The sequence below is a fragment of the Kribbella sp. DT2 genome (genome assembly GCF_049844575.1).
Taxonomy (GTDB): domain Bacteria; phylum Actinomycetota; class Actinomycetes; order Propionibacteriales; family Kribbellaceae; genus Kribbella.
Window position 1 is genome coordinate 423,482 of record NZ_JBNCLH010000008.1, and the last position, 26,294, is coordinate 449,775.

Consider the following 26,294-nt stretch of genomic DNA (forward strand, 5'->3'; position numbering starts at 1 on the left):
GCCCGGCTAGTTCTCGGTTGTGGTCTTGTGTGGGTGCACGAGCGCTCGGTTGTGCCCGGCTCGTCTCGGGCGTCGTGCGGGCCGGGTCGTGTCGGGCTGCGTGTGGGCTGAGGGCGCTAGCTGTACTGAGCGGCGTCGGCACAACCAGTACCGCGCTCTGGTGGGCTGTGTCGTGCGGGTGCACGAGTGCTCGATCGTGCCGGACTCGTGCCGGACTCGGGCCGGGCTGCGTGGCGGCCGGACTCGGAGTCGCCGTCCTTGCCGAGCGGGGGTGGAGCGAGATCGGCTTACGGCCGTACTGGGTCTGGTGCAGGAGGCTGGTTCTCGTGGGCTGTGCCGCGTACGCGTGCGAGTACTCGGTCGAGGCCGGCTCGTACGGCGTTGGGGACGCCGGCCTGGTGGAGGTCGGTTTTGAACTGTTGGTTGAGGCCGCCGGGGGTCATGTGGGCGGCGGCTAGTTCGGTGAGGGAGACGTTGGGCTGGTCCAGGGACTGGCCGAGTTGGGCGAAGAGGTGGGCCATGTAGGCCGTGGCGTCGGTTGCTGCTACGCCGTTGGTGCTGAGCCAATCGGCGATCGTTGCTACGTAGTCGAGGTGTGCGGCGGCGGTTGCGGTGGCGGCACTGAAGGCGTCGAGGGTTTGCTCGTCAGCTGGTACGACGACCTGGCCAACGCGTTCGAAGAGTTCGCGTGCGGTCGGGTCATCGGGGTACATCGCGGTCAGGCTCTGGCGGTTCGCTGCCGCGGGGAGGGGGATCGAGCGGACGTAGGCTGCGGCGCCGGGTGCCCACTCGCGGAGTTGGGCGAGTGAGACGGCGGCTATTGCGCTCACGACCACCTGGTCATGAAAGGTCAACTCCTGCAGGACTTCCTGCGCGACCTGCGGGCGGACGGCGAGTACGACGACGGGCGTGCTGTCGATCACTTCCTGGTTGTTCGAGCAGACCCGTACGTCGGGGAACCGCTCAGCCAGTTCCTGCCCGATCTCCTTCCCGCGAGGGGAGAGGAAGATGCCGGCACCGCCCGATGCTCCGAGCGGGCTGCTGTCGCCGGTGGGGCCCGCCGGCCCCGCCAAGCCTGTCACGATTGCCGCTGTCAGTTCGCCCGTGCCCACGAATCCGTACATACCAAGAAATCTAGACGAACGCCGCGCTCACCGCGTGTGTGTCCTCGTACAGGTGCAGCTTGACGATCTGCCCGTCGACGACGCGGAAGCGCAACGCGGCGGCGGTGGTGAAGGGACGGCCGGTGGGGGCGGCGGTGTGGGTCAACTGGGCGAAGACGACCGCCGTTTCGCCGTCCACGGCGATGTCGTCGAGGCGGACCTCGCTCCGGCCCTCGACGAAGTGGGACCACATCGTGCGCAGGAACACCGGTACGTCGGAGCCATGCTCGCGTGCGCCGGTCCACGGGAGCGACGGGTTGCCGGGGACCTGCCAGTCGATGTCGTCGGCAAACAGTTCGCCAACGGCGTCGGCGTCCTGGGCGGCGAGGCGGGTGAGGAAGTCCTGGACGACGGACAAGGTGGTCAAGAGAAGCTCCCAAGGTTTTTGACGAGACAGTCCAAAAGTAGCGTTTTAGACTGGATAGTCAAGTACGCGGTAGGCTCGGGGCATGGGACGACCGCGCAAGTTCGTGGAAGCTGACGTGCTGACCCGCGCCAGCGAGGCCTTTGCCAAGCAGGGGTACGGCGGGACGAGTGTCGACGACCTCGCCCGTGCGACCGGGGTGGGCAAGCAGAGTCTCTACAACGCGTTCGGCGGCAAGCGTGAGTTGTTCCTGAAGGCGTTGTCGGCCAAGACCGCGGAGGCGATCGCGCTCGTCGACGAAGAACTCGGCAGCGAGACCTCGACCCCGCTGGAGGGGATCAAGGCGCAGGTCCTGCGGATGGCGATCACGTTCAGTGACCCGGCGCCGTCCGGGTTCTTCGTCACCAAGGCCGCCGTCGAGATGGCCGACCAGGACGAGGAGGTCGCCCAGTCGGCGCTGGCGGCGTACGAGAGTCTCGAGGCGATCTACCGGCACTGCATCGAGGACGCGCAGGCCAGTGGCGAGGTCGACGGGTCGGCGAACGCGGGTGAGTTGGCCGGGTACTTCGTCGCGATCACGCGCGGCATGGAGGTGCTCGGCGCGGCCGGCGTCGGCCGCGCCCGCCTGACCGGGATCGCGGTGACCTCGCTCAGCGTCCTCCCACTGGTTCACGCCGGGTGACACCCCGCACGCTCTGAGGGGTGAAACCGAAAACTTTCGGGTAATCCCCATTGCGCTGGGTGGTCGATTGGATACATGCTGCGGAAAGTTGTTGATAGCAACCGTCGCGCGGCGCTGTGAGGAGCTTGCTCAGCCGCTGACCGGACCGAGGAGATCCGATGACATTCCGCCCCCGCCCCCTCGTGCTCGCCACGCTGAGCTCGTTCGCCCTGGTCGCCGCCGCGGCCGGCGGTGCCGTCGCCGCCGTCGCGCCGGACACCCCGGCGGCCCCCGCGCCGGACCCGGCGAACGCCCAGGTCAAGGCGCCCGCACCAGACGCGACGAAGGCCGAAGCCCCCGCCGCCACCGACACTGACGGCGACTCGCTGCCCGACACCTGGGAGACCAACGGGTACGACGCCAACGGTGACGGCGTCGTCGACGTCGACCTGCCCGGGATGGGCGCGACGCCGAACAAGAAGGACCTGTTCGTCGAGATGGACTCCATGGCAGGCCGCCTGGCCAGTACGGCGGCGCTCGACCGGATCGTCCAGAGCTTCGCGAACGCACCGATCAGCAACCCCGACGGCAGCACCGGCATCCGGATCCACCTCGACGCCGGCTCCGCGCGCGGTACGGCGTACGACCTCGGCGGCGGCAACCAGGTGCCGTACGACAGCAACCTGCAGCCGGCCGAGCAGCAGACCGACGCGATCAAGTCGACGAACTTCGCGTCGGCCCGCAAAGCGGTCTTCCACTACATGCTCTGGGCCGACGACTACGACAACAGCTGCAGCAGCGGCAACGCGTTCGCGATCCCGAACGACACGTTCGTCGTGACGATGGGCCCGAAGTGCAACTGGACCGTCACCGAGAACATGAACGTCGGCACGTTCATCCACGAGCTCGGTCACGACCTCGGCCTGACCCACGGTGGGTCGGACTCGGTGAACTACAAGCCGAACTACCTCAGCGTGATGAACTACCACTTCCAGTTCGACGGCGTCCCGCGGACCAGCGGCGCGGCCTGGTTCAGCTACTCGAACTTCGCCCCGCCGGTGCTCACCGAGACCAGCCTGAAGGAGTCGACCGGTCTGGGCAGCGCCGCCTCGACCTGGAAGACCAAGTGGAAGTGCCCGGACAACACCACCCGGACCTCGGGCGCGGCCGACCTCGGCATCGACTGGAACTGTGACGGCGACACCGTCGACACCGCGTCCGCCGACATCAACCGCGACGGCGGCAAGACCACGCTGACCACCCAGAACAACTGGGCGAACGTGAAGTTCGGCGGCGGTGACGTCGGCGGCGGCAGCTCGCAGGACAAGGCCAAGACCCCCGCGCACGAGCTGCGCGAGATGACCCAGCAGGAGTACGCGGACCAGCACTAGTTCGACGTACGACGTCAAGGGGTGCTCACCTGACCGGGTGGGCACCCCTGGTCATGCGGGAGCGGCGACCGAGTCGCGGACCACGAGATGAGTCCCCAGTACGACGTGCTGGCTGGTCTCGTACTCGTCGCGGTGCAGAGCCAGGCGGACCGCCGTCCGCCCGAGGTCCTCGGTCGGGATGTGCACGGTGGTGAGCGCCGGGAACAGGTCGGCGGCGAACGGCACGTCGTCGTAGCCGACCACCGAGATGTCCTCCGGGCAGCGCAGCCCGAGGTCGCGGATCGCGCGCAGGACGCCGGCCGCGATCATGTCGGTCGCGGCGAAGACGGCGGTGACGTCGCGGCGGGCGGTCAGCAACTGCTGGGTCGCGGTGTAGCCGAACGAGCGGCTGAACGTGCCCTCGACGATCAGGTCGGGATCGGCGGCGAGGCCCATCGCCTCGTGTGCCTGGGCGAAACCGCGGATCCGGGCCGTCGTGGTGGTGAAGTCGCGCTGGGCGCCGAGGTAGGCGATCTTGCGGTGCCCGCGGGAGAGCAGGTGGCTGACGACGGCGTAGGCGCCGCCCTCGTTGTCGTACTCGACGACAGTGCTCGGTACGCCGTGGCCGAGCGACGGCCGGCCGCACAGGACCAGCCGGGAGCCCGCGTCGTCGAGCGCGTGGGCCAGTCGCACCATGCGTTCGTGGTACGCCGTGCTCTCGTAGCCGCCGCCGACGAGCACGACGGCATCGGCGCGTTGCTCGCGCATCAGGTCGATGACGGCCAGCTCGCGGTCCGGGTCGTCGTGGGTCGTGCAGACCAGGCAGAGCCGGCCTTCCTCGGTGGCCTGCTGCTCGACGCCGTGGGCGACGTGGGCGAAGAACGGACCGGTGACGTCGCTGACGACGAACGCGACGGTCTTGGTGCCGGAGCCCTTGAGGGCGCGGGCCTGCGCGTTCACCACGTAGTCGAGCGCGCGGACGGCCGTCATCACCCGGCTCCTGGTCGCGGTCGCCACCGGGTAGTTGCCGGCCAGGACGCGGGAGACGGTCGCGGGGGAGACGCCCGCGTGCGCGGCGACGTCCTTGACGGTCCAGCGCCGGTCGAGCACCACGGAACACCTCGTTTCGGAGCGGGGTAGCAAACGATTTCTATCACAAGCCTTGCCTATGCAGGCGAGAACTGGCTAGGTTCATAGAAATCGTTTTCTATCGCCGAGCCGCCCGACTGCCTGGCGGGAAAGCGCATACCGAGCAGGAGAGTGCAGTGGATCCCAGACGCATCGGCACCGCCATCGCGATGGCCGGCCTCGCGGCCACCACCCTGGTCGCCGTCCAGCCGGACACGCCCGCGGCCGCCACCCCCACGAGCAGCAGCACCACAACCAGCACCAGCACCACAACCAGCACCAGCGCAAGCCCTGGCAAGACCGTCAAGTACGAGGCCGAGACCGCCTACCGCTCGATCGGCAACGTCCACGACAGCCGCACGATCGGGAACCGGCCGGCGGAGCTCTCGACGCCGCTGACCGGCTACTCCGGCGCCGGCTTCCTCGACTTCAGCGACCCGGTCGCCGCCACGGACTGGCAGGGCACCATCCCACCCGGTCAGGACGGTGCCACCTGGCAGGTCACCGTCCCGAAGGCCGGCAACTACCGGATCAAGTTCGTCTACAACAACCCCGGCACCAAGTGGGGCGGCAGCCGCAACACCCGTGACGAGCGCAACATGCGGATCAACGTCAACAGCCCGTCGTACACCAGCGCGAAGGGCTGGGTCGGCTGGATGATCTTCGCCACCTCCGGCTACAACAGCTCGGCGGCGCCGGGTGCGGTGCAGACGGCGGCGACGGTCGGCGGCAACACCGCGTGGAACACCAACTACATGAACGTGCCGCTGAAGAAGGGCCGCAACGACCTCAAGCTGTCGATCGAGGCTCCGCCGGGGCAGGGCGTGTACGACGGCCCGAACCTCGACTACTTCGAGGTGACGCCGATCGACGGCGAGTTCGTGCCGAAGGCCGCCGTACCGGTGAAGTCCGGCAAGTTCGAGCACCCCGGCATCTACTACACCGCCGAGGACCTCGGGAACCTCAAGACCGGCAAGGACATCCCCGACTCGGTCTGGGCGCGCGGCTACCAGGAGCTCCTGGCGGCTCCTGAGTCGTCGAGCACCTACTCCCGCCCGGACGGGTACTTCGAGACCGTCGAGCGCGGCCCGTACAACAACCCGGACGTCGGCTCGAGCCAGTTCGCGCGGGACGGGAAAGCCGTGCACTACAACGCGTTGCGCTGGTACCTGACCGGTGACCAGGCGAACGCGAAGAAGGCGATCGAGATCCTGAACGGCTGGTCGCGCACGCTGAAGAGCGTCACCAACAACGACGCGAAGCTGATCGTCGCGATGGCCGGGCCGGACTACCTGAGCGGCGCCGAGCTGATCAAGCACCTGTACAACAAGGACTCCCGGGTCAAGGCCGCCGACCGCTGGACCGGCGCCGACATGAAGCGGTTCGACAAGCTGGTCCGGTCGGTCTTCTACGACGACACGATCGGCGAGTACTACCCGCAGGCCAACGGCAACTGGGACTCGCTGATCGCCGGGGCCAGCATGGCGATCGGGGTGTACCTGGACGACCGCCAGATCTTCAACCGGGCGCTCAACCAGTACTACCGCGGTGACAACGTGACGAACACGCTGTCGATGGGCACGCTGCCGAGCTACATCTACCGGACCGGCGAGAGCCAGGAGTCCAACCGCGACCAGGGGCACGCGGGCATGGGCCTGGAAGGCTTCGGCTACACCTCGGAGATCGCGCTGAACCAGGGCATCGACGTCTTCGGCGCGTACGGCTCCCGCCTGCTCACCGGCGCCCTGTACTACGCGCGCTACAACACCACCGACGCGGCCGGTGCCGTCGAGTCGGAGACCTTCATCTCCGACAAGCTGCGCGGCGAGATCAGCAAGCCGGTGTTCGAGATCCTGTCGAACTACTACGCGAGCCACGGCCAGGTCTCCCCGAGCGAACGGGCGCTGCTCACCAAGGCCCTCGACGAGAAGTACCGCCCGAAGAACGGCTACATCAGCGCGATGCTGTTCCAGGACGCACCGGCGCGCTGACCGACTCCCTGGACGTCCGGTGCCCCCTGCGCCGGGCGTCCAGGGCTGGCCTCAACAGGTCACCGGGACAGCGGGTGCGGCACAGCGACGTACGGTCGAAGGCGTGACGTTGCCGGAGCGGCCCGATGCGGTGAGTGGGATCCCACGGCCACCGCCAGGACCGGTCGTGGTCGGGCCGTGGGGTGGATGCCGCGAGGCCGGGCGTCAGGTGGCGAGCTGGAGCCCTGGCCGGGAGCAGCAGTGGTTCGACATCGAGGAGCCGATCCTCGAGCTCGCTCAGGTACGACGGCGGCACGCGCTGTGGTTCGCGATCGCCTACCCGCTGCTCTCCGGGCTGGGGCTCGCGGTCGCGGCCGGGATCTGGATGGCGGTCAGGGAGGCCGGGTTCGACTCGAGCGACGCGGTGGCTGTCGCGGTGATCATCTCCGTGATCACGATCCTGTACGCCGGCGTCCGATTCCTGCAGCACCGCGATCAGGTGGTGTTCGCGGGGGCGGCCTGGGTGGGAGACGGCGAGGGGCGCGAGGCATGCCTCCCGACGTACGAGTTGCAACGGATCGCCCTGGTCGACCCCGGTACGCCGAAGGCGGCACTGCGGATCACCGGAGCCAACGAGGCCAAGCTGACGATCCCGATGGGAGTGCTCGAGGCGAACCCCGCGCTGTGGGACCTTGTCCACAACGGGTTGCGACACTCGGCCGCCGCGGGTGCTGAGGTCGACGCAGCGATCAGCTGGCTATGACAAAGGGGGTGCCCACCGAACGGTGAGCACCCCCGTCACAAGCTCAGGACAGCGTCGCGAGCGCGTCGTTCCAGGTCTTCGACGGACGCATCGCGGCCGCGGCGAGCTCCGCGTTCGGCTGGTAGTAGCCGCCCAGCTCGACCGGGCTGCCCTGGACCGCGAGCAGCTCCTCGACGATGGTCTGCTCGTTGCTCGCCAGCGTCTCGGCGACGGCGGTGAACAGCTTCGCCAGCTCCGCGTCGTCGGTCTGCTTGGCCAGCTCCTGCGCCCAGTACAGCGACAGGTAGAAGTGGCTGCCGCGGTTGTCGATGCCACCGATGCGGCGGGTCGGCGACTTGTCCTCGTTCAGGAACGTCGCCGTCGCCCGGTCCAGGGTGTCGGCGAGGATCTGCGCCTTGGCGTTGCCGGTGGTCTGGGCCAGGTGCTCGAAGCTCGCGGCCAGCGCGAAGAACTCGCCCAGGCTGTCCCAGCGCAGGTAGTTCTCCTTCGCGAACTGCTGCACGTGCTTCGGCGCCGAGCCGCCCGCACCGGTCTCGAACAGCCCGCCACCGGCCATCAGCGGTACGACGGACAGCATCTTCGCGCTGGTGCCCAGCTCGAGGATCGGGAACAGGTCGGTCAGGTAGTCGCGCAGCACGTTGCCGGTCACCGAGATGGTGTCCTCGCCGCGGCGGATCCGCTCCAGCGAGAACTCGATCGCGTCCACCGGGGCCAGGATCTTGAGCTCCAGCCCGTCGGTGTCGTGCTCGCCCAGGTACTCGTTGACCTTGGCAATGATCTGCGCGTCGTGCGCACGGGTCTCGTCCAGCCAGAACACCGCCGGGCTGCCGGTCGCCCGGGCGCGGGTGACGGCCAGCTTGACCCAGTCGCGGATCGGCGCGTCCTTGGTCTGGCAGGCGCGGAAGATGTCACCGGCCGACACGGCCTGCTCGAGTACGGCGTTGCCGTCGGCATCGACCAGCCGGACGGTCCCGGTGGTGGCGACCTCGAAGGTCTTGTCGTGGCTGCCGTACTCCTCGGCCTTCTGGGCCATCAGCCCGACGTTCGGGACCGAGCCCATCGTCGACGGGTCGAAGGCGCCGTTGGCGCGGCAGTCGTCGAGCACGACCTGGTAGATCCCGGCGTAGCTGCTGTCCGGCAGCACGGCGAGGGTGTCGTGCTCCTGGCCGTCCGGGCCCCACATGTGGCCCGACGTGCGGATCATCGCCGGCATCGAGGCGTCGACGATCACGTCGGACGGCACGTGCAGGTTGGTGATGCCCTTGTCGGAGTCGACCATCGCCAGCGCCGGGCCGTCGGCGACCTCGGCGTCGAAGGAGGCCTTGATCTCGTCGCCCTCGGGCAGTCCGGCCAGACCGGCCAGGATGCCGCCGAGGCCGTCGTTCGGGGTCAGGCCGGCCTTGGCCAGCACCTCGCCGTACGCCGCGAAGGTCTTCGGGAAGAACGCGCGGACGACGTGACCGAACACGATCGGGTCGGAGACCTTCATCATCGTGGCCTTCAGGTGCACCGAGAACAGCACGTCCTCGGCCTTGGCCCGGGCGACCTGCGCGGTGAGGAACTCGCGCAGCGGCGCGACGTGCATCACCGACGCGTCGACGATCTCGTCGGCCAGCACCGGCACCGACTCGCGCAGCACGGTCGTCGTCCCGTCGTCACCGACGAGCTCGATCCGCAGCGCGCCGTCCTTGGCGATCACGACGGACTTCTCGGTCGAGCGGAAGTCGTCGGCGCCCATCGTGGCGACGTTGGTCTTCGAGTCCGGGGTCCACGCGCCCATGCGGTGCGGGTGGGTCTTGGCGTAGTTCTTCACCGAGGCGGGCGCGCGGCGGTCGGAGTTGCCCTCGCGCAGCACCGGGTTCACGGCCGAGCCCTTGACCTTGTCGTAGCGGGCCTGGATCTCCCGCTCCTCGTCGGTCTTCGGCTCGTCGGGGTAGTCCGGCAGCGCGTAGCCCTGGCTCTGCAGCTCGGCGACCGCGGCCTTCAGCTGCGGGATCGAGGCCGACACGTTCGGCAGCTTGATGATGTTCGCCTCGGGCGTCTTGGCCAGCTCACCCAGCTCGGCCAGCGCGTCGGCGATCCGCTGGTCCTCGGTCAGGTGCTCCCCGAACAGCGCGATGATCCGCCCGGCCAGCGAGATGTCCCGGGTCTCGACGGCGACCCCGGCCTGCCCGGCGTACGCCTGGATCACCGGCAGGAACGAGTACGTCGCCAAAGCCGGCGCCTCGTCAGTGTGGGTGTAGATGATGGTCGGGTCAGTCACCGTGTACTCCGCTCCCAGTGTGCCTACGTGCAGTGCGCCAAAAGTGCCTGGCGCCTCCACCTTAGTGGCGGCACACCGCCACCAAGCCCACGGGTTTCGGTGACCTGGACCACCTGTACCGAGGGTGACGGAACGGAAGCCCTCACACATCCGGCCGCGTCGCCGTTCTACCGGTGAGACATCGAGACGAGGAGAAGCGCATGAGTTTCCGGCACGCGGTAGTCAGTACGACGCTGGGCGACCTGACCCTGGTCGCGTCCGGCGACGCGCTGGCCGGCGTCTACTTCCCGCACCACTGGACGCGCCCGGACCGGTCGGCCCTCGGCGACGAGGTCCCCGCCGAAGGCGACCCGGTGCTGACCCAGGCGGAGACCGAGCTGCACGAGTACCTGGCCGGCACGCGCCGGACCTTCGACGTACCGACCGTGCTGGACGGCGACGAGTTCCAGCAGCGGGTCTGGGCGCTGCTGAACGAGATCCCGTACGGCACCACCACGACGTACGGCGAACTGGCGGAGCAGCTCGGCGACAAGGCGCTGGCCCAGCGGGTCGGCCAGGCGGTCGGCCATAACCCGGTCTCGGTCGTCGTCCCCTGCCACCGGGTGGTCGGCAGGGGCGGCAAGCTCACCGGGTACGCCGGTGGCCTGCGCCGCAAGCAGCTGCTGCTGGACCTGGAGGAGCCGAGCGAGGTCCGCGCCGGGCGGCTGTTCTAGAGGGACTGGATCGTGAGCTCGTGGGCGAACGGACAGGTCAGCGCCCTACGGACGGACCGGGCCGACGGCGGCCGGTTGACCCCAGGCGTCAAAGGCGGCCGTTGGTGCGGAGCGTCGTGATCGCCTGGATGGTGGCGATACCGCGCCAGTCGAGGCCCTGACCGGGCGACCAGTGCAGGTAGTCGACGTCCCAGCCGCCGTCGTCGAGCTGCTCTGCTTCGAGGCGGTCGAGGTCGGCGCCGAGCTGCTCGGTCGTGAACAGGGCGCGGCTCGGCGTCCCGGGGTGCGGGGACAGCGTGATCGGGGTGATCTTCTCGTCCTCGGTGCCGCCCTCGACGGGAAGGTTGCCGTTGGCATCGAGCGCGGAGCGGAACCGCTCGACCGCCGCGGCGGCGCGGGCCGGGTCGGGCACGGCGTCGAGGAAGTCGAGCGCGAACTTCACCGTGTACCCGCCGACGCCGTCGGCCTGCTCGATCGTCGTCCAGCACCACTCGGTGGCCTTCGGCAACCAGGCGTGCTTCGACCCGGCCTGCCAGAGCTTGCCGGCGATCGCGTAGGTGAGGAAGCTGCTCTCGGGCGCCGGGACCATCCACGGCGCGCGGGGATGACCGTCCGCGCTCGGCAGCACCGTCGGTACGCCGCCGTCGGAGTTGGTGATCGTGGTCAGCCAGTCGCCGAGCTCGTCGACGAGCGGGTCGTCGAGCGCGTCGGCCCCGACGAGGATCTCCAGCGCCTGCAGTACGGCGGACGTCTGGCTGCCGGGGCAGCGGACGTCGGGCTCGAGCCCGTGGCCGAAGCCACCGTCGGGAGTGCGGTAGGCACGCAACGCGGCGAGGACCGGAGCGGCCGGGGCGTCGTGCAGGAGGACGGCGAGCCGGTGCCGGTCGATCAGCCGCGCGTTGGCGTGGACGAACTGTTCTGCTGCGGTGATGTCGATCATGGAGTCGACGGTAGGGCGTGGGCAGCGTGCGGTCTTTCAGGAAATGGACACGACGCGATGCCGATCAGGCGGCGGTCAGCGTGGCGTCCTTCAAGAACTGCACAGGCGTCAGCCCGGTCAGCCGGCGGACCTCGTCGTTCATGTGCGCCTGGCTCGCGTACCCCGCGCTGAACGCCCGGGCGGCCAGCCCGTCGCCACCCGGCTCGGCGATCAGCCGGCGAAGCCTCGCCACCCGCGCGAGCATCTTCGGCCCGTACCCGACCGAACTCTGCAGGCGCCGGTTGAGCTGCCGCTCGCTGATCCCCAGGTCAGCGGCCGCCGTCGAGACCTTCGCGGCCGGCTCCGCCAGCTTGCGCGCCGCGGCCACCGCGAGCGGATCAGGCACCGCCCGCCGCTGCAGCACCGTCTCGGTCAGGACCCGCAGCCGCTGCCCCGGATCCGCCGCTGCCAGCGCGTCGCCGAGCTCCCGCCCGGCAGCACCCCACACCAGCTCGATATTGATCCGGAGGTCCCGCATCTCCGACGCCGGCAGTCCCAGCACCGCACCGGCCGCCCCCGGCCGCAGCCGGATCGCGTGGCTGCTCCCACTCGCGGGACCTGTGATCCACGGCCTGGTATCAGGCCCCGCGACCATCAGCCCCTCCTCGCCCCCGAGCCACACCAGGTCGACGCACCCGTCCGGGATCACCCGAGTCGTCTGCCCCGGCGCCGGGTCGCTCTCCCACAGGCAAGCGACCAGCGGCTCCAGACCCACTGGCGACCGGTACTCGCGGTAACTCATGTCTCCGAGCCTAACTCCGGCCACCGACAAACAAGCAGGCTCAGCCCGTCAGCCCGTCAGCCCGTCAGCCCGTCAGCCCGTCAGCCGGGAGCGCACGCCGAGCATCAGCAGGTCGAGCCCGGCGCCGAAGAGCTCGTCCGGCCCGTCGGCCGCCACCGCAGCGAGCGTCCAGTACGCGATGGTCTCGAAGGTCTCCCGCGCGACAGCCTCGGAGACCCCCAGCGTGACCAGCGCCCTGATCTGCGCCCGGACGAGCGCCGCGCGCGAGCCGTCGCCCTGGTCCCGGTACGGCGTCGCCTTGGCCTGGATCAGCGCGGCCAGCCCTGGGTGCTCGGCGTAGAACTCCCGCAAGCGGTGCGACCCGGTGGTGGTCACCGCGATCCAGTCGTCCAGCGTCCGCACTTCCGCGTACGCCGTACGGTCGGCCGCGAACGCGTCGAAGGCGTTCCGGGCGACCAGTTCGAGCAGCTCGTCCTTGTTGCGCACGTGGTGGTACAGCGAGGGCGCCCGAACCGCCAGCCGCTCGGCCAGCGACCGCATGGTCAGCCCGGCCACGCCGTCGGCCCGGATCACCGCCAGCGCCGCGTCGACGATCGACGCGACGGTCAGCCCGGCCGAGGCGTGCGACGAGGCGTCGCGCGCGGAGGCGCCCTGGGCGGGCGTACGCCGTACCGGCATCTGCGGAATCTCCCTTGTCCCGGGCTGTCCAACCTCATTAGCCTAGCTGTCTAACAACGTTAGACGAAAGGATCACCATGTCCGGAGGACTGCGTCCCGACTACCCCGTACGGACCGAGCGGCTCGATCTGCGGCCGCACCGGCGGGAGGACCTCGACGACCTGCTCGCCTTCCACTCCGATCCCGACGTCGTCCGGTACGTGCCGTGGCCGGTGCGGGACCGCGAGCAGACGAAGGCCGCGCTGGAGAAGAAGCTCGGGCAGGGCGAGGTGACCGAGCCGGGACAGTGGCTGGTCCTGGCGATCGAGCTACGCGAGACGGGCACGGTGATCGGCGAGGTCCTGCTCAAGTGGGCGAGCGACACCGACCGTCAGGGAGAGCTCGGCTACGCGCTGAACGCCGCCTACCAGGGCCACGGCTACGCCGCCGAGGCCGCCCAGGCGGTGCTCGAGCTCGGCTTCGAGGAGCTCGGTCTGCACCGGATCTGCGCGATCATCGTCGATGGCAACAAGGACTCCGTCCAGCTCGCGACCCGGCTCGGGATGCGCCAGGAGGGTCACCTCGTGCACGCCGCGTTCTTCAAGGGCGAGTGGATCGACGACCTGGTCTTCGCGCTGCGTGAGGACGACTGGCGAAGCCGCTGAGTCCACCAGGTGGCGCGCCGGTGAAACGTTCGGCCGCTGTTCCCCGATAGAGGGGGAGAGGGGGCCTGGGGCAATGAAAATGACGGGGGAAACCGCGTGGCGGCTGATCGCGCTGCTGCGGCTGGTCGAGCGCGATCCGGCCGATCCGGCCGAGCCGGTCGAGGCGGGTGGTGAGGACGTGGTCCTCGACGCCTGGTTCGGGCCGAACTCGCCGGGTTCCCGCACGCCCAGGCCCTGGACCTGCCTGTACTCTTCGCGGCGCTCCGGCCCGCCGATTTCCTGACCTCTTCCGCCGACACCCGGCGTCATGGATTGACCACACCTGGTGTGGGCACTTGACTGGGGAGAAGGAGGTAGAGATGGCGGCTACGGGGATTTTCGGTGGACAGCGCTATCGGATCGTCTGGACGGCCGTGGTCGGGTTCCTGCTACTGGCCGGCGCCGGTGCCGCCGTCCTGCTGATCAGCCCGACCACCTGCCTGATGACGTTCGTGATGGGCGCGGGAACGGTCGGCTCGGTCTATCTCAGCGCGGGCCTGGCCGACGGCAAACCCGCCCGGCACGTCGCCCGCCAGGTCGCGAAGTGGTCGCTGCGCTCCGGCGCGGTGGCGCTCGCCGTCTGCGGGTACGTCGTCACCGCCGGCTGGACGACGATCGCGCTCGTCGTGGCGGTCGCCGCGACTTCGCCGTACGTCGTGAAGCACTTCTGGACGCCGGTCTCGACGATCGCGCAGTACTCCGACGAGGAGCTCTGCCTGGCCTGGTGCCTGAGCAGCACGGCGCTGGAGTCGGCCGCAACCTCGGACGAGCGCCTGGAGATCACCGCGACCCGGCTCAGCTATCTCGACGAGCTGGAGCGCAGACAGCCGGAGACCTTCGCCGCCTGGCTGGAGACCACTCCGCAGCCGACCGCCGATCCGAGCGACTTCTTCACCAGGACCGACCACCACACGTCGTCGGAGTAGAACCACTGGCTCACTCGGTGGTCTTCAGGATCTCCTTCAGTAGCTCCTCGGTCTCCCGCGGCGTGCCGGCGGCGATCGACAGGGCGTCCATCGTGACGACGTACTTGTCGAGGTCCTCGCGCTTGTCGAGGTAGACCGCGCTGGTGAGGTGCTCGATGTAGACGACGTCGGGCAGGTCGGCCTCGGCGAAGCGCAGGATGCTGAACGCGCCGCCGGTCGCGGCGTACAGGCCCTTGTCGAAGCGGATCACCTGCAGCGTGATGTTGGAGCGGCGGGACATCTCGACCAGGTGCTCGAGCTGATCACGCAGTACGCCGGGAACGCCGACCCCGCGGCGCAGGACCGACTCGTCGAGCACGGCCCACAGGCGCAGGGGCCGCAGCGAGCGGGTCAGGATCGCCTGACGCTCGACCCGCAACGTGACAAGGCGCTCGACCTCGGCCTGCGGCAGCGGCGCCTCGCTATGCCCGAGCTGGGTGACCGCGCGGGCGTAGTCGGCGGTCTGCAGCAGGCCCGGGACGTACTGCGACTCGAACGTCCGGATCATGTCCGCCGCGACCTCGAGGCCGAGGTAGGCGTGGAACCAGTTCGGGGTGACGTCGTCGTAGCGCTGCCACCAGCCGGGGTTGTTCGCCTGCTGGGCGAGGTCGAGCAGCCGTTCGCGCTCCTCGATGTCGTTCATCCGGTACAGCGTCAGCAGGTCGTCGACGTCGCGCGGCTTGAAACCGACCTTGCCGAGCTCGAGCCGGCTGATCTTGGACTCCGACCCGCGGATCGCCCAGCCGGCGTCGCCGCGGCTGATCCCGGCGTCCTCGCGCATCCGGCGCAGGTGGGCTCCGAGCATGATCCGCAGGGCTGTCGGGCCACCCGGTGCGCCCTGCTCCTCGGTCACCGCGACCCTCCCTGATCGACTCTCCCGCGACGTGCCCGCCGATCTTTGCACGTCCGGCACGGCCAAGGGGAGTCCGGACTCGCTACTCGGCGTGATATTTCGGGTGCATTGTGGAAAGCTCGGAGCTTCAGCCGAACCTTCCCCTGTGAGGTCGCCGCATGTCCGATGCCACCAAGGCTCCCAGCTCCGTCCCGGTCGGTGTGGACACCACCCGGGCCAGCATCGCCCGCGTGTACGACGCGGCGCTGAACGGCAAGGACAACTTCGAGATCGACCGCGAGGTGTTGCGGCAGGTCGCGACGGTGGCCCCCCAGGTGAACGACCTGGCCTGGTCGAACCGCAACTTCCTGATCCGCGCCTGCCGCTTCCTGGCCAGCCAGGCCGGCATCACGCAGTACCTGGACTGCGGTTCCGGTCTGCCCACCGCGGAGAACACCCACCAGATCGTGCAGCGGCTGCAGCCGAGCGCGAAGGTCTTGTACATCGACAACGACCCGGTGGTGCTCGCGCACGGGCGCGCGCTGCTGGAGGAGAACGACCAGACCCTGTTCCTCAGCGCGGACATCTTCGAGCCGGAGAAGGTGCTGGCCGAGCCGCAGGTGAAGGACTTCCTCGACTTCGACCAGCCGATCGCCCTGATCCACAACGGCACCCTTCACCACTACCTGGGCGACGACGGCCCGGGGCTGATGAAGACCTACCTGGATGCCCTGGTCCCGGGGTCGTACTCGGTGGTCGCGCACTTCTACGACCCGCAGACCCCCGAGCACTCGGCGATCGCGCGGGCGATGGAGGACAAGTTCACCCACAGCCCGATGGGCAGCGGGGTGTTCCGCTCCTACGACCAGATCCGCGCGATGTTCCCCGACCAGGAGCTGGTCGAGCCCGGTCTGGTGCTGTGCGACGACTGGTGGCCGGACGGGCCGCGGGTCAAGCCGCTGAACCAGGTCGAGGAGTGCATCGCCGGCGGCGTCGGCCGCAAGGTCTGACCGCCGGTACGGCGTACCAACTGTTGCTCGGGGCAACCATCAGGCCGTCTCGGACACCAGGACGAGGGTGGTGCCCGGCTCCAGCGCGCGGAACACGTGCGGGAGGTCTCCCGGGTAGGCGATGTAGTCGCCCGGGGTGAGCTCGACCGGCTCGGTGCTGAGACCGATGAGCGCCCGGCCGGTGCCCAGCACGACGTGCTCGATCGTGCCCGGCATGTGCGGCTCCGAGTCGCGGCCGGGGCCGGGCTCGATCGTCAGCCGGTAGATGTCGCGCCGCGCGTTCGGCGGGCAGGACGCGACCAGCGTCGCGCTGTAGTCGGCCTTCTCGGAGCGGATCGCCGGGCCCTCGCCGGCCCGGATCACCTGGACCTTCGGTCGCGGCGGGTCGATCAGGTCGCCGAACTGGATCTCCAGCGCCACGCAGAGCGCCCACAGCGTCTCGACGCTGGGGTTGCCGGTGCCCGACTCCAGCTGCGACAGCGTGGACTTCGCGACGCCGGCCCGTTTGGCGACCTCGCTCAGCGACAGCCCGGTCCGGGCGCGTTCCCGGCGCAACGAGCCCGCGATCACGTCGAGTGGTGCCTTGCTGTCCATCAGTGTTCGCTCCATCGGTCCATGCGTTCGACTTGACGAACGCCTGTGCTCTGTTCATCATAAAACCCATGCGTTCGATCTGGCGAACACTCGACCCGGGCCTGGCCCGCGACATCGCACTGGTCTGCCTCGCCGACAGTGTCGTCGGCCTCTCGTACGGCGCGATCAGCGTCGGCGGCGGACTCAGCCTGTGGGTGCCGGTGGCGATGTCGCTGCTGGTGTTCGCGGGGGCGTCGCAGTTCCTGTTCGTCGGGATCGTCGCCGCCGGCGGCTCGCCGATCGCGGCGACCATCGCCGGGCTGCTGGTGAACAGCCGGCACGTCGCGTTCGGGCTCGCGGTCAGCGACGTGCTCGGCGGCGGCTGGCGCCGGGCCGCCGGCAGTCACCTGATGACCGACGAGAACGTCGCGTTCGCGCTCGGCCAGGAGGAGCTGCGGCACAAGCGCGCGGCGTACTGGCTGTGCGGGATCGGGATCTTCGTCAGCTGGAACGTCGGGGTGGTGGCCGGCGCGCTCGCCGGGTCGGTGATCACGGACACGGACGCGTTCGGGCTGGACGCGGCGTTCCCCGCCGTACTGCTCGCGCTGGTGCTGCCCGCGCTGAAGGACAAGGCAACCCGTACGGCGGCACTGGTCGGCTCGGTCGTCGCGCTCGCGGCGACGCCGTTCCTGCCCGCCGGTCTGCCGGTCCTGCTGGCGCTGGCCGGCCTGCTCTTCTACCGCCCGATCAAGACTCTGGAACCCGCCTGATGGACAACGCCCTGCTCCTGGTCGCGATCCTGATCCTTGCCGTAGGCACCTTTTCGCTGCGGATCGCGGGTCCGCTGATGCGCGCCCGGTTCGAGCTCTCCGACCGCGTCCAGCAACTGCTCTCCGCGGCGGCCGTCGTCCTGCTCGCCGCGCTGATCGCGACTGCCGCGCTCACGGCCGGGCACACGCACGCCGGTGTCGCGCGGCCTCTCGGCGTACTGGTCGGTGGCATCCTCGCCTGGCGCCGAGCGCCCTTCGTGCTGGTCGTGGTCGCCGCCGCGGCCACTGCCGCGGGACTCCGCCTTCTCGGCGTGCCCTGAGCCGCCGCGGCCACTAGGGCGTGTCTCCTAATTCCCGCCGTAGCGAGCAGGTGCTCGGCACGGCACCTCGGAGCACTGGAGCAAAGCCCACGATGGAAAAACATCGAGGGCTTCACTCCAGCACTCCGAGCTACCGCACCGAGCACCTGCTCGCTACGGCGGGAATTAGGAGACACGCCCTAGTCTTCCGCGCATGACGAGTCAGCGCGGGCCGCGCGGGATGATGACGTGGTTCGCGATCGGCGCGTTCGCGATCGGGCTGCTGCTGACCGGGTTCTTCGCCTGGCGGATCGTCGAGACGGCGCCGCGGCAGCCGGCCGACCTGAACGACGGACCGGTGGAGCTGAAGCGTGACGGGCTGACCATCTACGCGTCGTTGCCGCTCGAGGGGTCGACCTGCTTCGCACGGGACGAGAACGACGCGGACATCGCCCTGAAGCGGCCGGCCGGCACCGAGAGCATCACGCTGAACGGCACGACCTGGTACGTCGTCGCCCGGTCGGTCGAGAAGGTCCCGCCGCAGACCGTCGTCGTCAGCTGCCCGGGGGACTACGACCTCGACCTGACGTACGGCGTCGGCCCGCGGTCGGGCGTGCTGGCCTTCACGCTGTCGATCCTCGGCACGGTCTTCTCGGGCGTGGGGTTCGTCGTGCTGGGCGTGCTCCTGCTCACCATCGACCGCCGGCGCCGTCGGCCCAGCACCACGTTCAACACCTTCCGAGGCGGCAACACCTTCCCTGCGCCCCCGCAGGACCAGCGGCCTCAGGACACCTGAGCCAGGTACCGCTCCAGCCGGTCCTGCAGGACGCCGGGCGTCAGTTCGCTCACCCAGCGCAGCGCCTGTTCCACGCACCGCAGCCTGCGTCGCCCTTTCGGGCAGATCGGGCCGGCGGGATCCTCTGGCGGGTTAGCGTGCGGGGTATGACGAGCTACTCCGGGCGACCTGTGGCGCCGAAGCGGACACTCACGTGGATCGCTGTCGGTTGCTTCGTCCTCGGGCTGGTGCTGAGCGGGATCTTCGCGGTCCGCGTGGTGCAGAACGTGCCGAAGGTCCCGACCCGGGTCGACGGTGGAACTGTGCGGCTGACCGACGAGGGGCTGACGGTCTACTCGACCGTGCCGACCCTGATCCCACCCTGTACGGCGAAGGATGCCTCCGGCGCCGACATCCCGATGGAACGGGTGAACGGTTCGCAGCAGATCTCCCTGAACGGCGACACCTGGTACGTCGTCGCCCAGTCGGTCCGCAAGGTGCCGGCCCAGGAGGTCGTGGTCGACTGCGACACCGCCGGCACCGCCGGTACCTTCTACGCCGGCCCGAAGCTCGCACTCGCCTCCTTCGTGGGGTCGGTGCTGCTGGCGATCGGCTCGTTCGTGCTGCTCTTCCTGATCGGCATCGTGCTGATCATCGTCGACAACGTCCGCCGCCGCCGCGCGAGAAAGGCAACCATGGCTCAATCCGGCCCGAACAACCCGCCCACCCAGGCCAACACGTTCCCGACCTTCGGGCAGAACGGTGTGGACCCGGACTACCCGGTCCCGCCCGCCGACCAGCCCCACGGCCCCGGCACCGGCAACGACGGTGTGGACCCCGACTACCCTGCCCCCCACCCGGCCCCGGCGGGCGGCGGCACCGACGGCGTCGACCCGGACTACCCGGCCCCGCCCGCGGAAACGGACGGCGTGGACCCGGACTACCCCGCCCCGCCGGCCGAAACCGACGGCGTAGACCCCGACTACCCGGCCCCGCCGCGGAGCTAGTCCGTACGAACTGAAAAGAGCTCGACCACCAGGTGGTGGTCGAGCTCTTTCAGTTCAGGGCCGGGCTACGAACCCACTCCCGCGACTGCTTTCGGGCGGAGCAGGAAGGCTCCGATGTAGAGCAGGGCGGCGATGACGATCAGGCCGTCGAAGCCGATCAGCAGGGCCGCGTACTCGAGGCAGCCGCCGAGGAGGGCGCCGAGGAGGTTGGCGCCGAAGCTGGCGGTGCCGTCGGCGGTGTCGGTGAAGCGCTTGGCGAAGATCACGTTCGCGGCGAAGATCGGGAGGAACGCGATCAGGACCGCCACGATCGCGCGCAGGCCGAGCGGCATGCCGAGGAGCCAGCTGTCGGGGAAGACCCAGCTCAGCAGCAGACCGCCGAACAAGACGACGTACATGACCTTCAGGGGTGGAGTCTTGAAGCGTCTGGTGACTTCGACGGCGGCCAGTACGGCGACCAGGACGCCGGCGAAGACGATCGCGTTGACCACCCACGTCGTACCGAAGAGCAGTGCGAAGCCGGTGATGGACTTGGTCTCCAGCAGCATGAAGCCCGCGCCGAGCAGGAACAGGTCGGCGTACGGCCGCATCCGCCGGTACGACGAACCGCCGCCCGCGATCCCCACGCCGATCAGGCCGGCGACCAGGATCAGCGCGATCGTGATCAGGTACAGCGGCGGGATCCGGTCCGTGAACAGGTACAGGAACGGCCGGTTGTCCGTCGCCGGCGGCGGCGTGTCCGCGGTCGCACCGGCCCACTCCGACTCGCACGTCTGGTCGGCGTCGGTGAGGCCGACCGTGACGACGGCCTGCTGCAGGTCGTCGCCGACCTTGTCGACGCACGGCTTGTGCCCGAACGCCTTCTGCGCGGTCAAGGCGAGCCGGTCGATCAGCCAGGTCTCGCGGTAGTAGTTGTACATCGCGAACGCGCCACCCGGCGCCAGGTGCTCCTGCGCGCTCTTGAACGCCTGCTCGGTGAACAGGTAGCTCTCCAGCCGCAGCGAGCTCGCGCCGTTCACCAGCGTCAGCGAGTCCGGCAGTGCGAGCAGGATCAGGTCGTACTTCTTGTCGGTCCGGGACAGGAACGCCCGTCCGTCGTCGATGTGCGAGGTGACGCGCGGGTCCTGGTACGGGTGGTCCGGGTGCTGCTCGCGGCCGATGTCGCGCAGCCGCGGGTCGATCTCGACCGCGTCGACGTGCTTCGCACCGTTGCGCAGGGCAACGGCCACGTCGGTGCCGGAGCCGGCGCCGATGATCAGCACGTTCTCCGGGTTCTTCTTCGCGGCGCGCTCGTACGGCAGCCCGTACTGCGGCTCCCACTGCAGCCGCTGCTCGGCCGGGATCGCCTGCTGGTGCGGTACGCCGTTCACGTTGATCGTCAGCAGCGGCGTGCCCTCGTACGTCGAGGAGGAGGTCTGCACCTTGTAGTACGGCGACCAGCTGTTCTCCGGCCGGGTCGACTCGTGCAGCAGCACGCCGAGCATCACCAGCAGCGGGGTCGCCACCAGCGCGCCGCTCAGCGCGGCCGCGGTCGCCTTCTTGCCCGGCACCATCAGCGCCAGGAACCCGATGGTGACGATCAGCCCCCACCAGATCGGCGGCGCGCCGAGGAACGACAGCAGCGTGAACGACACGATGCCGGTCAGGCTGCCGATCAGGTCGTACCGGTACGCCGTCAGGCGCGGCAGTTCGGTGAAGCACCGCCCGACCAGTTCCGCCGGTCCGGCCAGTACGACGGCCGCGGCGATGAAGATGATCGGCAGGATCACCCAGACCGGCGGCCCGGTGGTGTCCAGGCTGGTGAAGTAGATGACGCTGTCGCCGGACCGGTTGACGGTCACCGGCTTCCACGCGATCACCAGCACCAGCAGGCCGAGCATGATCGGCGAGTAGTACGGCAACCGCTTGGCCTTGCCGGCCCGCAGAATGCCGATCCCGATGCCGAGGAACGAGCCGAGCAGCACGAAGTTGGAGAAGTAGCTGAGGTGAACCACGTTCGAGCCGGTCCAGCGGATCAGCGCGAGCTCCAGGAACAGCATCAGCGCGCTGGCGGCAACCAACCGGGGTTTGACCCCGATCGGACTCTGCCACTGCGGGGGTTCGGTCGTACGAGGGGTTGACGAGTCGACTGCCATGGGCCGCGACCTTACCCATCACAGTGGCGTACGTCACCCCTCGTACGAAATTGGACTACCGGCGTGCCGGTTTCGCCAACTGGCAGCCCGACTTGTTCAGGTCGATCGTGCGGGAGGTGGTCAGGCAGGTGTAGAGCCACCAGGTCTGCTGGCCGTACGCCGCGCCCTGGTCGACGGTGACGTTGCCCGCCGCATCCACCTCGCACGGGTTGTTCACCGTGCAGCGGGCGCCGTCCTCGTTGCCGGTGTTGTTGACGCCGATCACCTCACCGGTGCTGGTGCTCACCACCGGTGAGCCCGAGGTGCCACCGATCGTCTCGCAGCCCGGCTGCAGGTACTTGATCGAGCTCTTCCAGGTCCAGTCGCCCTCGCGGAGCTCGGGAATCGTGGACTGCACCGAGCAGGTGTAGATCCGCTTCCAGTAGCCGGACACAACGGCCATGCCGGCGCCGTTGGCCGGACCCTGCTTGGCGAGCGTGAGCGGCGTGACGTTGAGACGGGTCTTGATCGCGTCGTACGTCTCGTTCACCTCGTACACGATCATGTCGGTCTTGGTCATCGTGCCGTAGAGGATCCGGCTCGCGCGCACGGTGCCGGCGTTGCTGGCGTTCGGCTTGAGCAGCGTGATCGAGCGGGTCGAGGCACGGTTGACCAGAACGACGCCTGGGTTGAGGAATCCGCCCTCGTAGCAGTGCCCGTTGGTGAGCACCATCGCCTTGTCGGTACCGGCCGACTCGGCGTACCGGACCAGCGAGGCGGAGCAGTTGCTGAGCGCGGCGATCCCGGTGTAGTCGGCACCCGGCGCGGCGGACGGTTCGGCGGCTTCGATCGCGCGGGCCTGGCTGCCCCCGAGCAGCACGGCGCTGCAGGCGAGAGCGGACACGAGAACTGAACGGACGAGTTTCATGGGCGGTGATCCTTTGTCCTCACGGGTGTCTACACAGAGTTGATGGCAGACAGGGGGCGGTTGCAGACAGGGCGTAGTGGCCTTGGAACTCTTCGTATCCGAAGACCCGCCACCGAAACCATCACAAACCCGTGAAACCTGCTGATCCAGGGGCGGTTGCAGGGGTTTCCCTCCGCACCGGCAACCATCCACGGCCCGAGCGGACACCCACAGTTATGCGTTCACGAAAACGACTGATCGTCCTGCTCGCCCTGACGCTCCTCCCACTCACCGGTACGACGGCCACTGCCGCACCGCCGCCCGGTCCGGCGTACGCCGAACCCCAGCAAGCGGTCCGGATCGAGGTCCCGGGACGGCCCGCCGGGAAACGGCTCGACCCGACCGCGACCCCCAAAGCCCTCACCAACCGCTCCAAGGACGCCACGGTCCCGCTGACCCTCAGGCACCTCGATCGCACCGGCGTACTCGCTCCCGGCGCACGGACCACCGTCGCCAGCCTCGACGGCACCATCAACGGCGCCGTCGACGTCGGCACCGGCGAGGCCACGGTCGACCTCCCGCCGGGCAGGTACGTCGTGGTCAGCTTCGTCCCCACCGGCTCGACGACGAGCGTCCTGGTCCAGCCGCTGCTCGACCTGACCGCCCCCACGGCCGTTGTGCTCGACTCCCGCCAGGCCAAGCCGTTCAAGGTCCGGGTCGAGGACGGCACCGTCGCCTCGTCGATGGTCGCGCTGTACTTCTCCCGTCGCGCCGACGACGGATCGGCGCTGTGGTTCGACACCTGGGCCGACACGCTCACCCCGCTGTACGCCGCCCAGATCGGGCCGGCGCTTCCGGCCGACGAGGTGATCTCGAGCGTGATGACCCAGTGGGCCGTGCCCGACAGCACCGGGGACTTCACGGAGACGCCGATCACCTACACCACGATGGACACCGTCCGGGGCACGTTCTTCACCGGGTTCGACCGCGTGGTGCAGCCGAAGAGTCTGGTCCCGTTCGAGTCCCGGCTGTTCACCACCGGCCCTGGGAACACCACCGACAAGGGGGTGACCGTGCTGGCGCCGGAGATGCGCTTCCACTGGAGCAGGGGGTACGCCGGAGCGGGAGCCCGCACTGTCACCGAGTACGTCGAGCCCGGCACCGAGGTGCTCGAGCAGTTCCAGGAGCGGGACAACGCGAGCATGGACAGCACTCTGGTCACCGCGCAGAACGGGAGGTCCAGCCGTACGGCGCAGCCCGGCCGGACCTACACAACGCCGTGGAACAAGGCGGTTCTCGCGCCGGCGGTGAGGGAAGGCTCGGCGGTCCGGTACGACAACCTCATCAGAGCCGAGTTCGGCCTGTACGACGACACGGCCGGCCACGCCTCCTGGGGAATGGATACCAAGGGCGCGACCAGGCTCTACCGCGACGGCGTTCTGGTGGCCGAGTTCGCCGGCCCCGGGCGACTCGGGCGTGGCGTGGAGGTCAAGGCCGGCAAGGCGTCGTACCGGCTGGAGAGCGAGGTCGTCCGGAACGCCGCGGCGCGTCGATCGACGCAGGTGAAGGCGGTCTGGACCTTTGCTTCGGACACAGCGAGCACCGAGGGCGAGAACCTGCCGCTGTGGTCGATCGGTTTCCAGCCGGCGGTCGACCTGACCAACGACGTGCGGCGGACGCCGATCACGCGGCTGCCGTTCACCGTGACGCCGCAGCCGGGAGCGACCGTCGGCACGCTGGGCAAGCCGGTGGTGGAGATCTCCGGTGACCAGGGCAAGACGTGGCGGAGCGCGACCGTTGTCACGCAGGGCAACGGGTACGTCGCGGTCGCCGCGACCCCGCCGGGGGCGACGATCTCCTTGCGGGCCAAGGCGAGCGACTCGGCCGGCAACGCGATCGAGCAGACCGTGCTGGACGCGTACGGGCTGCGCTGAGATCTACGTTACGAAGGCGTCGACCCCCGCAGGTCGGCGCCTTCGTTGTGCGGTCAGGCTGTTACCCTCCGTCTCGGAATCCGCCCAGCTCGAACCATCCTCCCGCCGCGTACGTCGTACGAAGAGACCTACGAAATGGCCTGGGGGGAACAGGAGGTGGACGTCGTGCGGCAGGACAAGCCGGAGCTGAGCAACCTCAGCGAACCCGTGCGTTTCAAGCGGGCGCTGACGCTGTTGCTGATGACGCTGGTCCTGCCCGGGTCCGCGCAGATCGTGGCGGGCAGCAAGAAGGCCGGCCGGGCCGCCTGGCGGGTGATCGCGGGAATCGTCGCGATCATCGTGTTCCTGGTGCTGCTGTCGCTGGTGTGGCGGTCGGGAACGATCAACATCATCGTGTCGCCGACCACGCTGCGGATCGTGCAGGTGCTGCTGGTCCTGCTCGCCGTCGGGTGGGCCGCGCTGTTCGTCGACGCCTACCGGCTCGGCCGGCCGCTCACGCTGGAACGCAACCACCGCCTGACCGCGAGCATCGTGGACGGCGTGCTGGTGCTCGTGGTGGTCGGCGCGCTGATCTGGGGCAGCACGATCGTGTCGGCGCAGCGTGACTTCGTCGCCAGCGTGTTCGGCAACGGCGAGAAGTCCAAGGCGGACAAGGGCCGCTACAACGTGCTGCTGCTCGGCGGGGACTCCGGGGCCAACCGGATCGGCGTACGGCCGGACAGTCTGACGCTGGCCAGCATCGACGCCGACACCGGCCGGACCGTACTGATCGGCCTGCCGCGCAACATGGCGAAGGTGCCGTTCCCGGCCGGGACCGAGATGGCCAAGCAGTTCCCGAACGGCTTCGAGTGGGACGGCTGCGGCCACGACTGCTACCTGAACGGCGTCTACACCTGGGCGATGGGCCACAAACAGCACTTCCCGGGCGTGAAGGAGCCGGGACTGATGGCGACCCAGCAGGCGGTCGAGGGACTGACCGGGCTGAAGGTCAACTACTACGTGCTGATCGACATCGCCGGCTTCCAGCACCTGCTCGACGCGGTCGGCGGGATCACCGTCGACGTGGGCAAGAAGGTCCCGATCGGCGGCATCGGTGGTCCGATCAAGGGCTACATCAAACCGGGCAAGGACCAGCACCTCGACGGGTACCATGCGATGTGGTTCGCGCGGTCCCGGGCCGGGGCCAGCGACTACGAACGGATGACCCGGCAGAAGTGCGTGATGACCGCGATGCTCAACCAGCTCTCGCCGCAGAAGGTGCTGACCAAGTTCCAGGGCATCGCCTCGGCCAGCAAAGAGGTGGTGCAGACCAACATCCCGTCCGGTGAGCTGGGCACCTTCACCGATCTCGCGCTGGACTCCAAGAAGCTTCCGGTGTCATCCTTCTCGCCGGTCCCTCCGTTGATCAAGACCGGTGACCCGGACTTCGCGCTGGTTCGGACGAAGGTCGCCGAGGCGGTGGGCAAGTCCGAGGCACTGGACAAGGGATCCGACGACGGGGACGGTAAGAAGTCGGACACACCGAGTAGCGTGTCTCCTACGAAGAAGCCGAGCTCGCCCGGCAAGACCCCGTCCAAGCCATCCACCGACGTCGACGACGTCGCACAAGTCTGTAAGGCCTGACCTGAAGA

At 69.1% G+C, this 26,294-nt stretch carries 26 protein-coding genes; 15 read left to right on the forward strand and 11 right to left on the reverse strand.

What is annotated here, in order from left to right; translation table 11 throughout:
- Positions 1 to 287 precede the first annotated feature (287 nt).
- Both ACLQ2O_RS32065 and ACLQ2O_RS32070 read right to left on the reverse strand, forming a co-directional pair.
- Complete coding sequence (locus ACLQ2O_RS32065) at positions 288 to 1,124, reverse strand: NAD(P)-binding domain-containing protein (protein WP_425839009.1); 837 nt, start codon at positions 1,122 to 1,124, stop codon at positions 288 to 290.
- 10 nt (positions 1,125 to 1,134) lie between these two features.
- Positions 1,135 to 1,530 (reverse strand): nuclear transport factor 2 family protein, encoded by a 396-nt coding sequence (locus tag ACLQ2O_RS32070; protein WP_425839012.1) that lies wholly within the window; start codon positions 1,528 to 1,530, stop codon positions 1,135 to 1,137.
- Between the two features lie 82 nt (positions 1,531 to 1,612).
- Between ACLQ2O_RS32070 and ACLQ2O_RS32075 the strand changes: the two genes are divergently transcribed.
- Positions 1,613 to 2,209, forward strand: a complete 597-nt coding sequence (locus tag ACLQ2O_RS32075) for a TetR/AcrR family transcriptional regulator (protein WP_425839014.1) — start codon at positions 1,613 to 1,615, stop codon at positions 2,207 to 2,209.
- Positions 2,210 to 2,367: 158 nt separating this feature from the next.
- Positions 2,368 to 3,579, forward strand: coding sequence for a hypothetical protein (locus tag ACLQ2O_RS32080; RefSeq protein WP_425839016.1), 1,212 nt, complete (start codon positions 2,368 to 2,370; stop codon positions 3,577 to 3,579).
- Between the two features lie 51 nt (positions 3,580 to 3,630).
- On the opposite strand, the gene ACLQ2O_RS32085 is transcribed toward ACLQ2O_RS32080, so the two are convergent.
- Positions 3,631 to 4,671 carry a LacI family DNA-binding transcriptional regulator gene (locus ACLQ2O_RS32085; RefSeq protein WP_425839020.1) on the reverse strand — a complete coding sequence of 347 codons (1,041 nt, stop codon included), beginning with the start codon at positions 4,669 to 4,671 and terminating at the stop codon, positions 3,631 to 3,633.
- A 152-nt stretch (positions 4,672 to 4,823) separates the two neighbouring features.
- Here ACLQ2O_RS32085 and ACLQ2O_RS32090 point away from each other — a divergent pair, with 152 nt between their 5' ends.
- Positions 4,824 to 6,677, forward strand: a complete 1,854-nt coding sequence (locus ACLQ2O_RS32090) for an alginate lyase family protein (protein ID WP_425839023.1) — start codon at positions 4,824 to 4,826, stop codon at positions 6,675 to 6,677.
- A gap of 103 nt (positions 6,678 to 6,780) precedes the next feature.
- Entirely contained in the window at positions 6,781 to 7,419 is a 639-nt protein-coding gene (locus ACLQ2O_RS32095) for a hypothetical protein (protein ID WP_425839026.1), read from the forward strand.
- A gap of 43 nt (positions 7,420 to 7,462) precedes the next feature.
- Here ACLQ2O_RS32095 and ACLQ2O_RS32100 read toward each other — a convergent pair whose 3' ends face one another.
- Positions 7,463 to 9,682 carry an NADP-dependent isocitrate dehydrogenase gene (locus ACLQ2O_RS32100; protein ID WP_425839028.1) on the reverse strand — a complete coding sequence of 740 codons (2,220 nt, stop codon included), beginning with the start codon at positions 9,680 to 9,682 and terminating at the stop codon, positions 7,463 to 7,465.
- Between the two features lie 200 nt (positions 9,683 to 9,882).
- Between ACLQ2O_RS32100 and ACLQ2O_RS32105 the strand changes: the two genes are divergently transcribed.
- Positions 9,883 to 10,395, forward strand: a complete 513-nt coding sequence (locus tag ACLQ2O_RS32105) for a methylated-DNA--[protein]-cysteine S-methyltransferase (RefSeq protein WP_425839031.1) — start codon at positions 9,883 to 9,885, stop codon at positions 10,393 to 10,395.
- Positions 10,396 to 10,483: 88 nt separating this feature from the next.
- Here ACLQ2O_RS32105 and ACLQ2O_RS32110 read toward each other — a convergent pair whose 3' ends face one another.
- The 3 genes from ACLQ2O_RS32110 to ACLQ2O_RS32120 form a co-directional block, all read right to left on the reverse strand.
- Positions 10,484 to 11,335 carry a hypothetical protein gene (locus tag ACLQ2O_RS32110; RefSeq protein ID WP_425839034.1) on the reverse strand — a complete coding sequence of 284 codons (852 nt, stop codon included), beginning with the start codon at positions 11,333 to 11,335 and terminating at the stop codon, positions 10,484 to 10,486.
- Positions 11,336 to 11,399: 64 nt separating this feature from the next.
- Positions 11,400 to 12,116, reverse strand: coding sequence for an AraC family transcriptional regulator (locus tag ACLQ2O_RS32115; RefSeq protein WP_425839037.1), 717 nt, complete (start codon positions 12,114 to 12,116; stop codon positions 11,400 to 11,402).
- Between the two features lie 72 nt (positions 12,117 to 12,188).
- The gene (locus tag ACLQ2O_RS32120; protein WP_425839040.1) at positions 12,189 to 12,794 is read right to left on the reverse strand and encodes a TetR/AcrR family transcriptional regulator; all 606 of its coding nucleotides are present in this window, start codon (positions 12,792 to 12,794) and stop codon (positions 12,189 to 12,191) included.
- A gap of 77 nt (positions 12,795 to 12,871) precedes the next feature.
- Here ACLQ2O_RS32120 and ACLQ2O_RS32125 point away from each other — a divergent pair, with 77 nt between their 5' ends.
- From ACLQ2O_RS32125 to ACLQ2O_RS32135, 3 genes are all read left to right on the forward strand, one after another.
- The gene (locus ACLQ2O_RS32125) at positions 12,872 to 13,438 is read left to right on the forward strand and encodes a GNAT family N-acetyltransferase (RefSeq protein ID WP_425839043.1); all 567 of its coding nucleotides are present in this window, start codon (positions 12,872 to 12,874) and stop codon (positions 13,436 to 13,438) included.
- Positions 13,439 to 13,517: 79 nt separating this feature from the next.
- Positions 13,518 to 13,721 carry a hypothetical protein gene (locus ACLQ2O_RS32130; protein WP_425839046.1) on the forward strand — a complete coding sequence of 68 codons (204 nt, stop codon included), beginning with the start codon at positions 13,518 to 13,520 and terminating at the stop codon, positions 13,719 to 13,721.
- A 76-nt stretch (positions 13,722 to 13,797) separates the two neighbouring features.
- Entirely contained in the window at positions 13,798 to 14,403 is a 606-nt protein-coding gene (locus tag ACLQ2O_RS32135) for a hypothetical protein (RefSeq protein WP_425839049.1), read from the forward strand.
- A 10-nt stretch (positions 14,404 to 14,413) separates the two neighbouring features.
- Here the strand turns inward: ACLQ2O_RS32135 and ACLQ2O_RS32140 are convergent, their stop codons facing one another.
- Positions 14,414 to 15,247 (reverse strand): helix-turn-helix domain-containing protein, encoded by an 834-nt coding sequence (locus ACLQ2O_RS32140; RefSeq protein ID WP_425839128.1) that lies wholly within the window; start codon positions 15,245 to 15,247, stop codon positions 14,414 to 14,416.
- 206 nt (positions 15,248 to 15,453) lie between these two features.
- Between ACLQ2O_RS32140 and ACLQ2O_RS32145 the strand changes: the two genes are divergently transcribed.
- A complete protein-coding gene (locus ACLQ2O_RS32145) occupies positions 15,454 to 16,284 on the forward strand; it encodes an SAM-dependent methyltransferase (RefSeq protein ID WP_425839052.1) in 831 nt (276 codons plus the stop codon).
- Positions 16,285 to 16,323: 39 nt separating this feature from the next.
- Here the strand turns inward: ACLQ2O_RS32145 and ACLQ2O_RS32150 are convergent, their stop codons facing one another.
- A complete protein-coding gene (locus tag ACLQ2O_RS32150) occupies positions 16,324 to 16,893 on the reverse strand; it encodes a helix-turn-helix domain-containing protein (RefSeq protein WP_425839055.1) in 570 nt (189 codons plus the stop codon).
- 53 nt (positions 16,894 to 16,946) lie between these two features.
- Here ACLQ2O_RS32150 and ACLQ2O_RS32155 point away from each other — a divergent pair, with 53 nt between their 5' ends.
- The 4 genes from ACLQ2O_RS32155 to ACLQ2O_RS32170 all read left to right on the forward strand — a co-directional run bounded on the left by ACLQ2O_RS32155 (position 16,947) and on the right by ACLQ2O_RS32170 (position 19,708).
- Positions 16,947 to 17,627 carry an AzlC family ABC transporter permease gene (locus ACLQ2O_RS32155; RefSeq protein ID WP_425839058.1) on the forward strand — a complete coding sequence of 227 codons (681 nt, stop codon included), beginning with the start codon at positions 16,947 to 16,949 and terminating at the stop codon, positions 17,625 to 17,627.
- Positions 17,627 to 17,947: an AzlD domain-containing protein gene (locus ACLQ2O_RS32160; protein WP_425839061.1), complete on the forward strand. Its 321-nt coding sequence runs from the start codon at positions 17,627 to 17,629 to the stop codon at positions 17,945 to 17,947. The genes ACLQ2O_RS32155 and ACLQ2O_RS32160 overlap by 1 nt, the downstream gene beginning before the upstream one ends.
- 193 nt (positions 17,948 to 18,140) lie before the next feature.
- Positions 18,141 to 18,722, forward strand: a complete 582-nt coding sequence (locus tag ACLQ2O_RS32165) for a hypothetical protein (protein ID WP_425839064.1) — start codon at positions 18,141 to 18,143, stop codon at positions 18,720 to 18,722.
- Between the two features lie 146 nt (positions 18,723 to 18,868).
- The gene (locus tag ACLQ2O_RS32170; protein WP_425839067.1) at positions 18,869 to 19,708 is read left to right on the forward strand and encodes a hypothetical protein; all 840 of its coding nucleotides are present in this window, start codon (positions 18,869 to 18,871) and stop codon (positions 19,706 to 19,708) included.
- 65 nt (positions 19,709 to 19,773) lie between these two features.
- Here the strand turns inward: ACLQ2O_RS32170 and ACLQ2O_RS32175 are convergent, their stop codons facing one another.
- Both ACLQ2O_RS32175 and ACLQ2O_RS32180 read right to left on the reverse strand, forming a co-directional pair.
- Positions 19,774 to 21,843 carry a spermidine synthase gene (locus tag ACLQ2O_RS32175; RefSeq protein ID WP_425839070.1) on the reverse strand — a complete coding sequence of 690 codons (2,070 nt, stop codon included), beginning with the start codon at positions 21,841 to 21,843 and terminating at the stop codon, positions 19,774 to 19,776.
- A gap of 55 nt (positions 21,844 to 21,898) precedes the next feature.
- Positions 21,899 to 22,750, reverse strand: a complete 852-nt coding sequence (locus ACLQ2O_RS32180; RefSeq protein ID WP_425839073.1) for a S1 family peptidase — start codon at positions 22,748 to 22,750, stop codon at positions 21,899 to 21,901.
- A gap of 215 nt (positions 22,751 to 22,965) precedes the next feature.
- On the opposite strand from ACLQ2O_RS32180, the gene ACLQ2O_RS32185 reads away from it, so the two are divergent.
- Positions 22,966 to 24,663 carry a hypothetical protein gene (locus ACLQ2O_RS32185; RefSeq protein WP_425839076.1) on the forward strand — a complete coding sequence of 566 codons (1,698 nt, stop codon included), beginning with the start codon at positions 22,966 to 22,968 and terminating at the stop codon, positions 24,661 to 24,663.
- 135 nt (positions 24,664 to 24,798) lie between these two features.
- Entirely contained in the window at positions 24,799 to 26,286 is a 1,488-nt protein-coding gene (locus tag ACLQ2O_RS32190; protein ID WP_425839079.1) for an LCP family protein, read from the forward strand.
- The last annotated feature ends 8 nt before the right edge of the window (positions 26,287 to 26,294 follow it).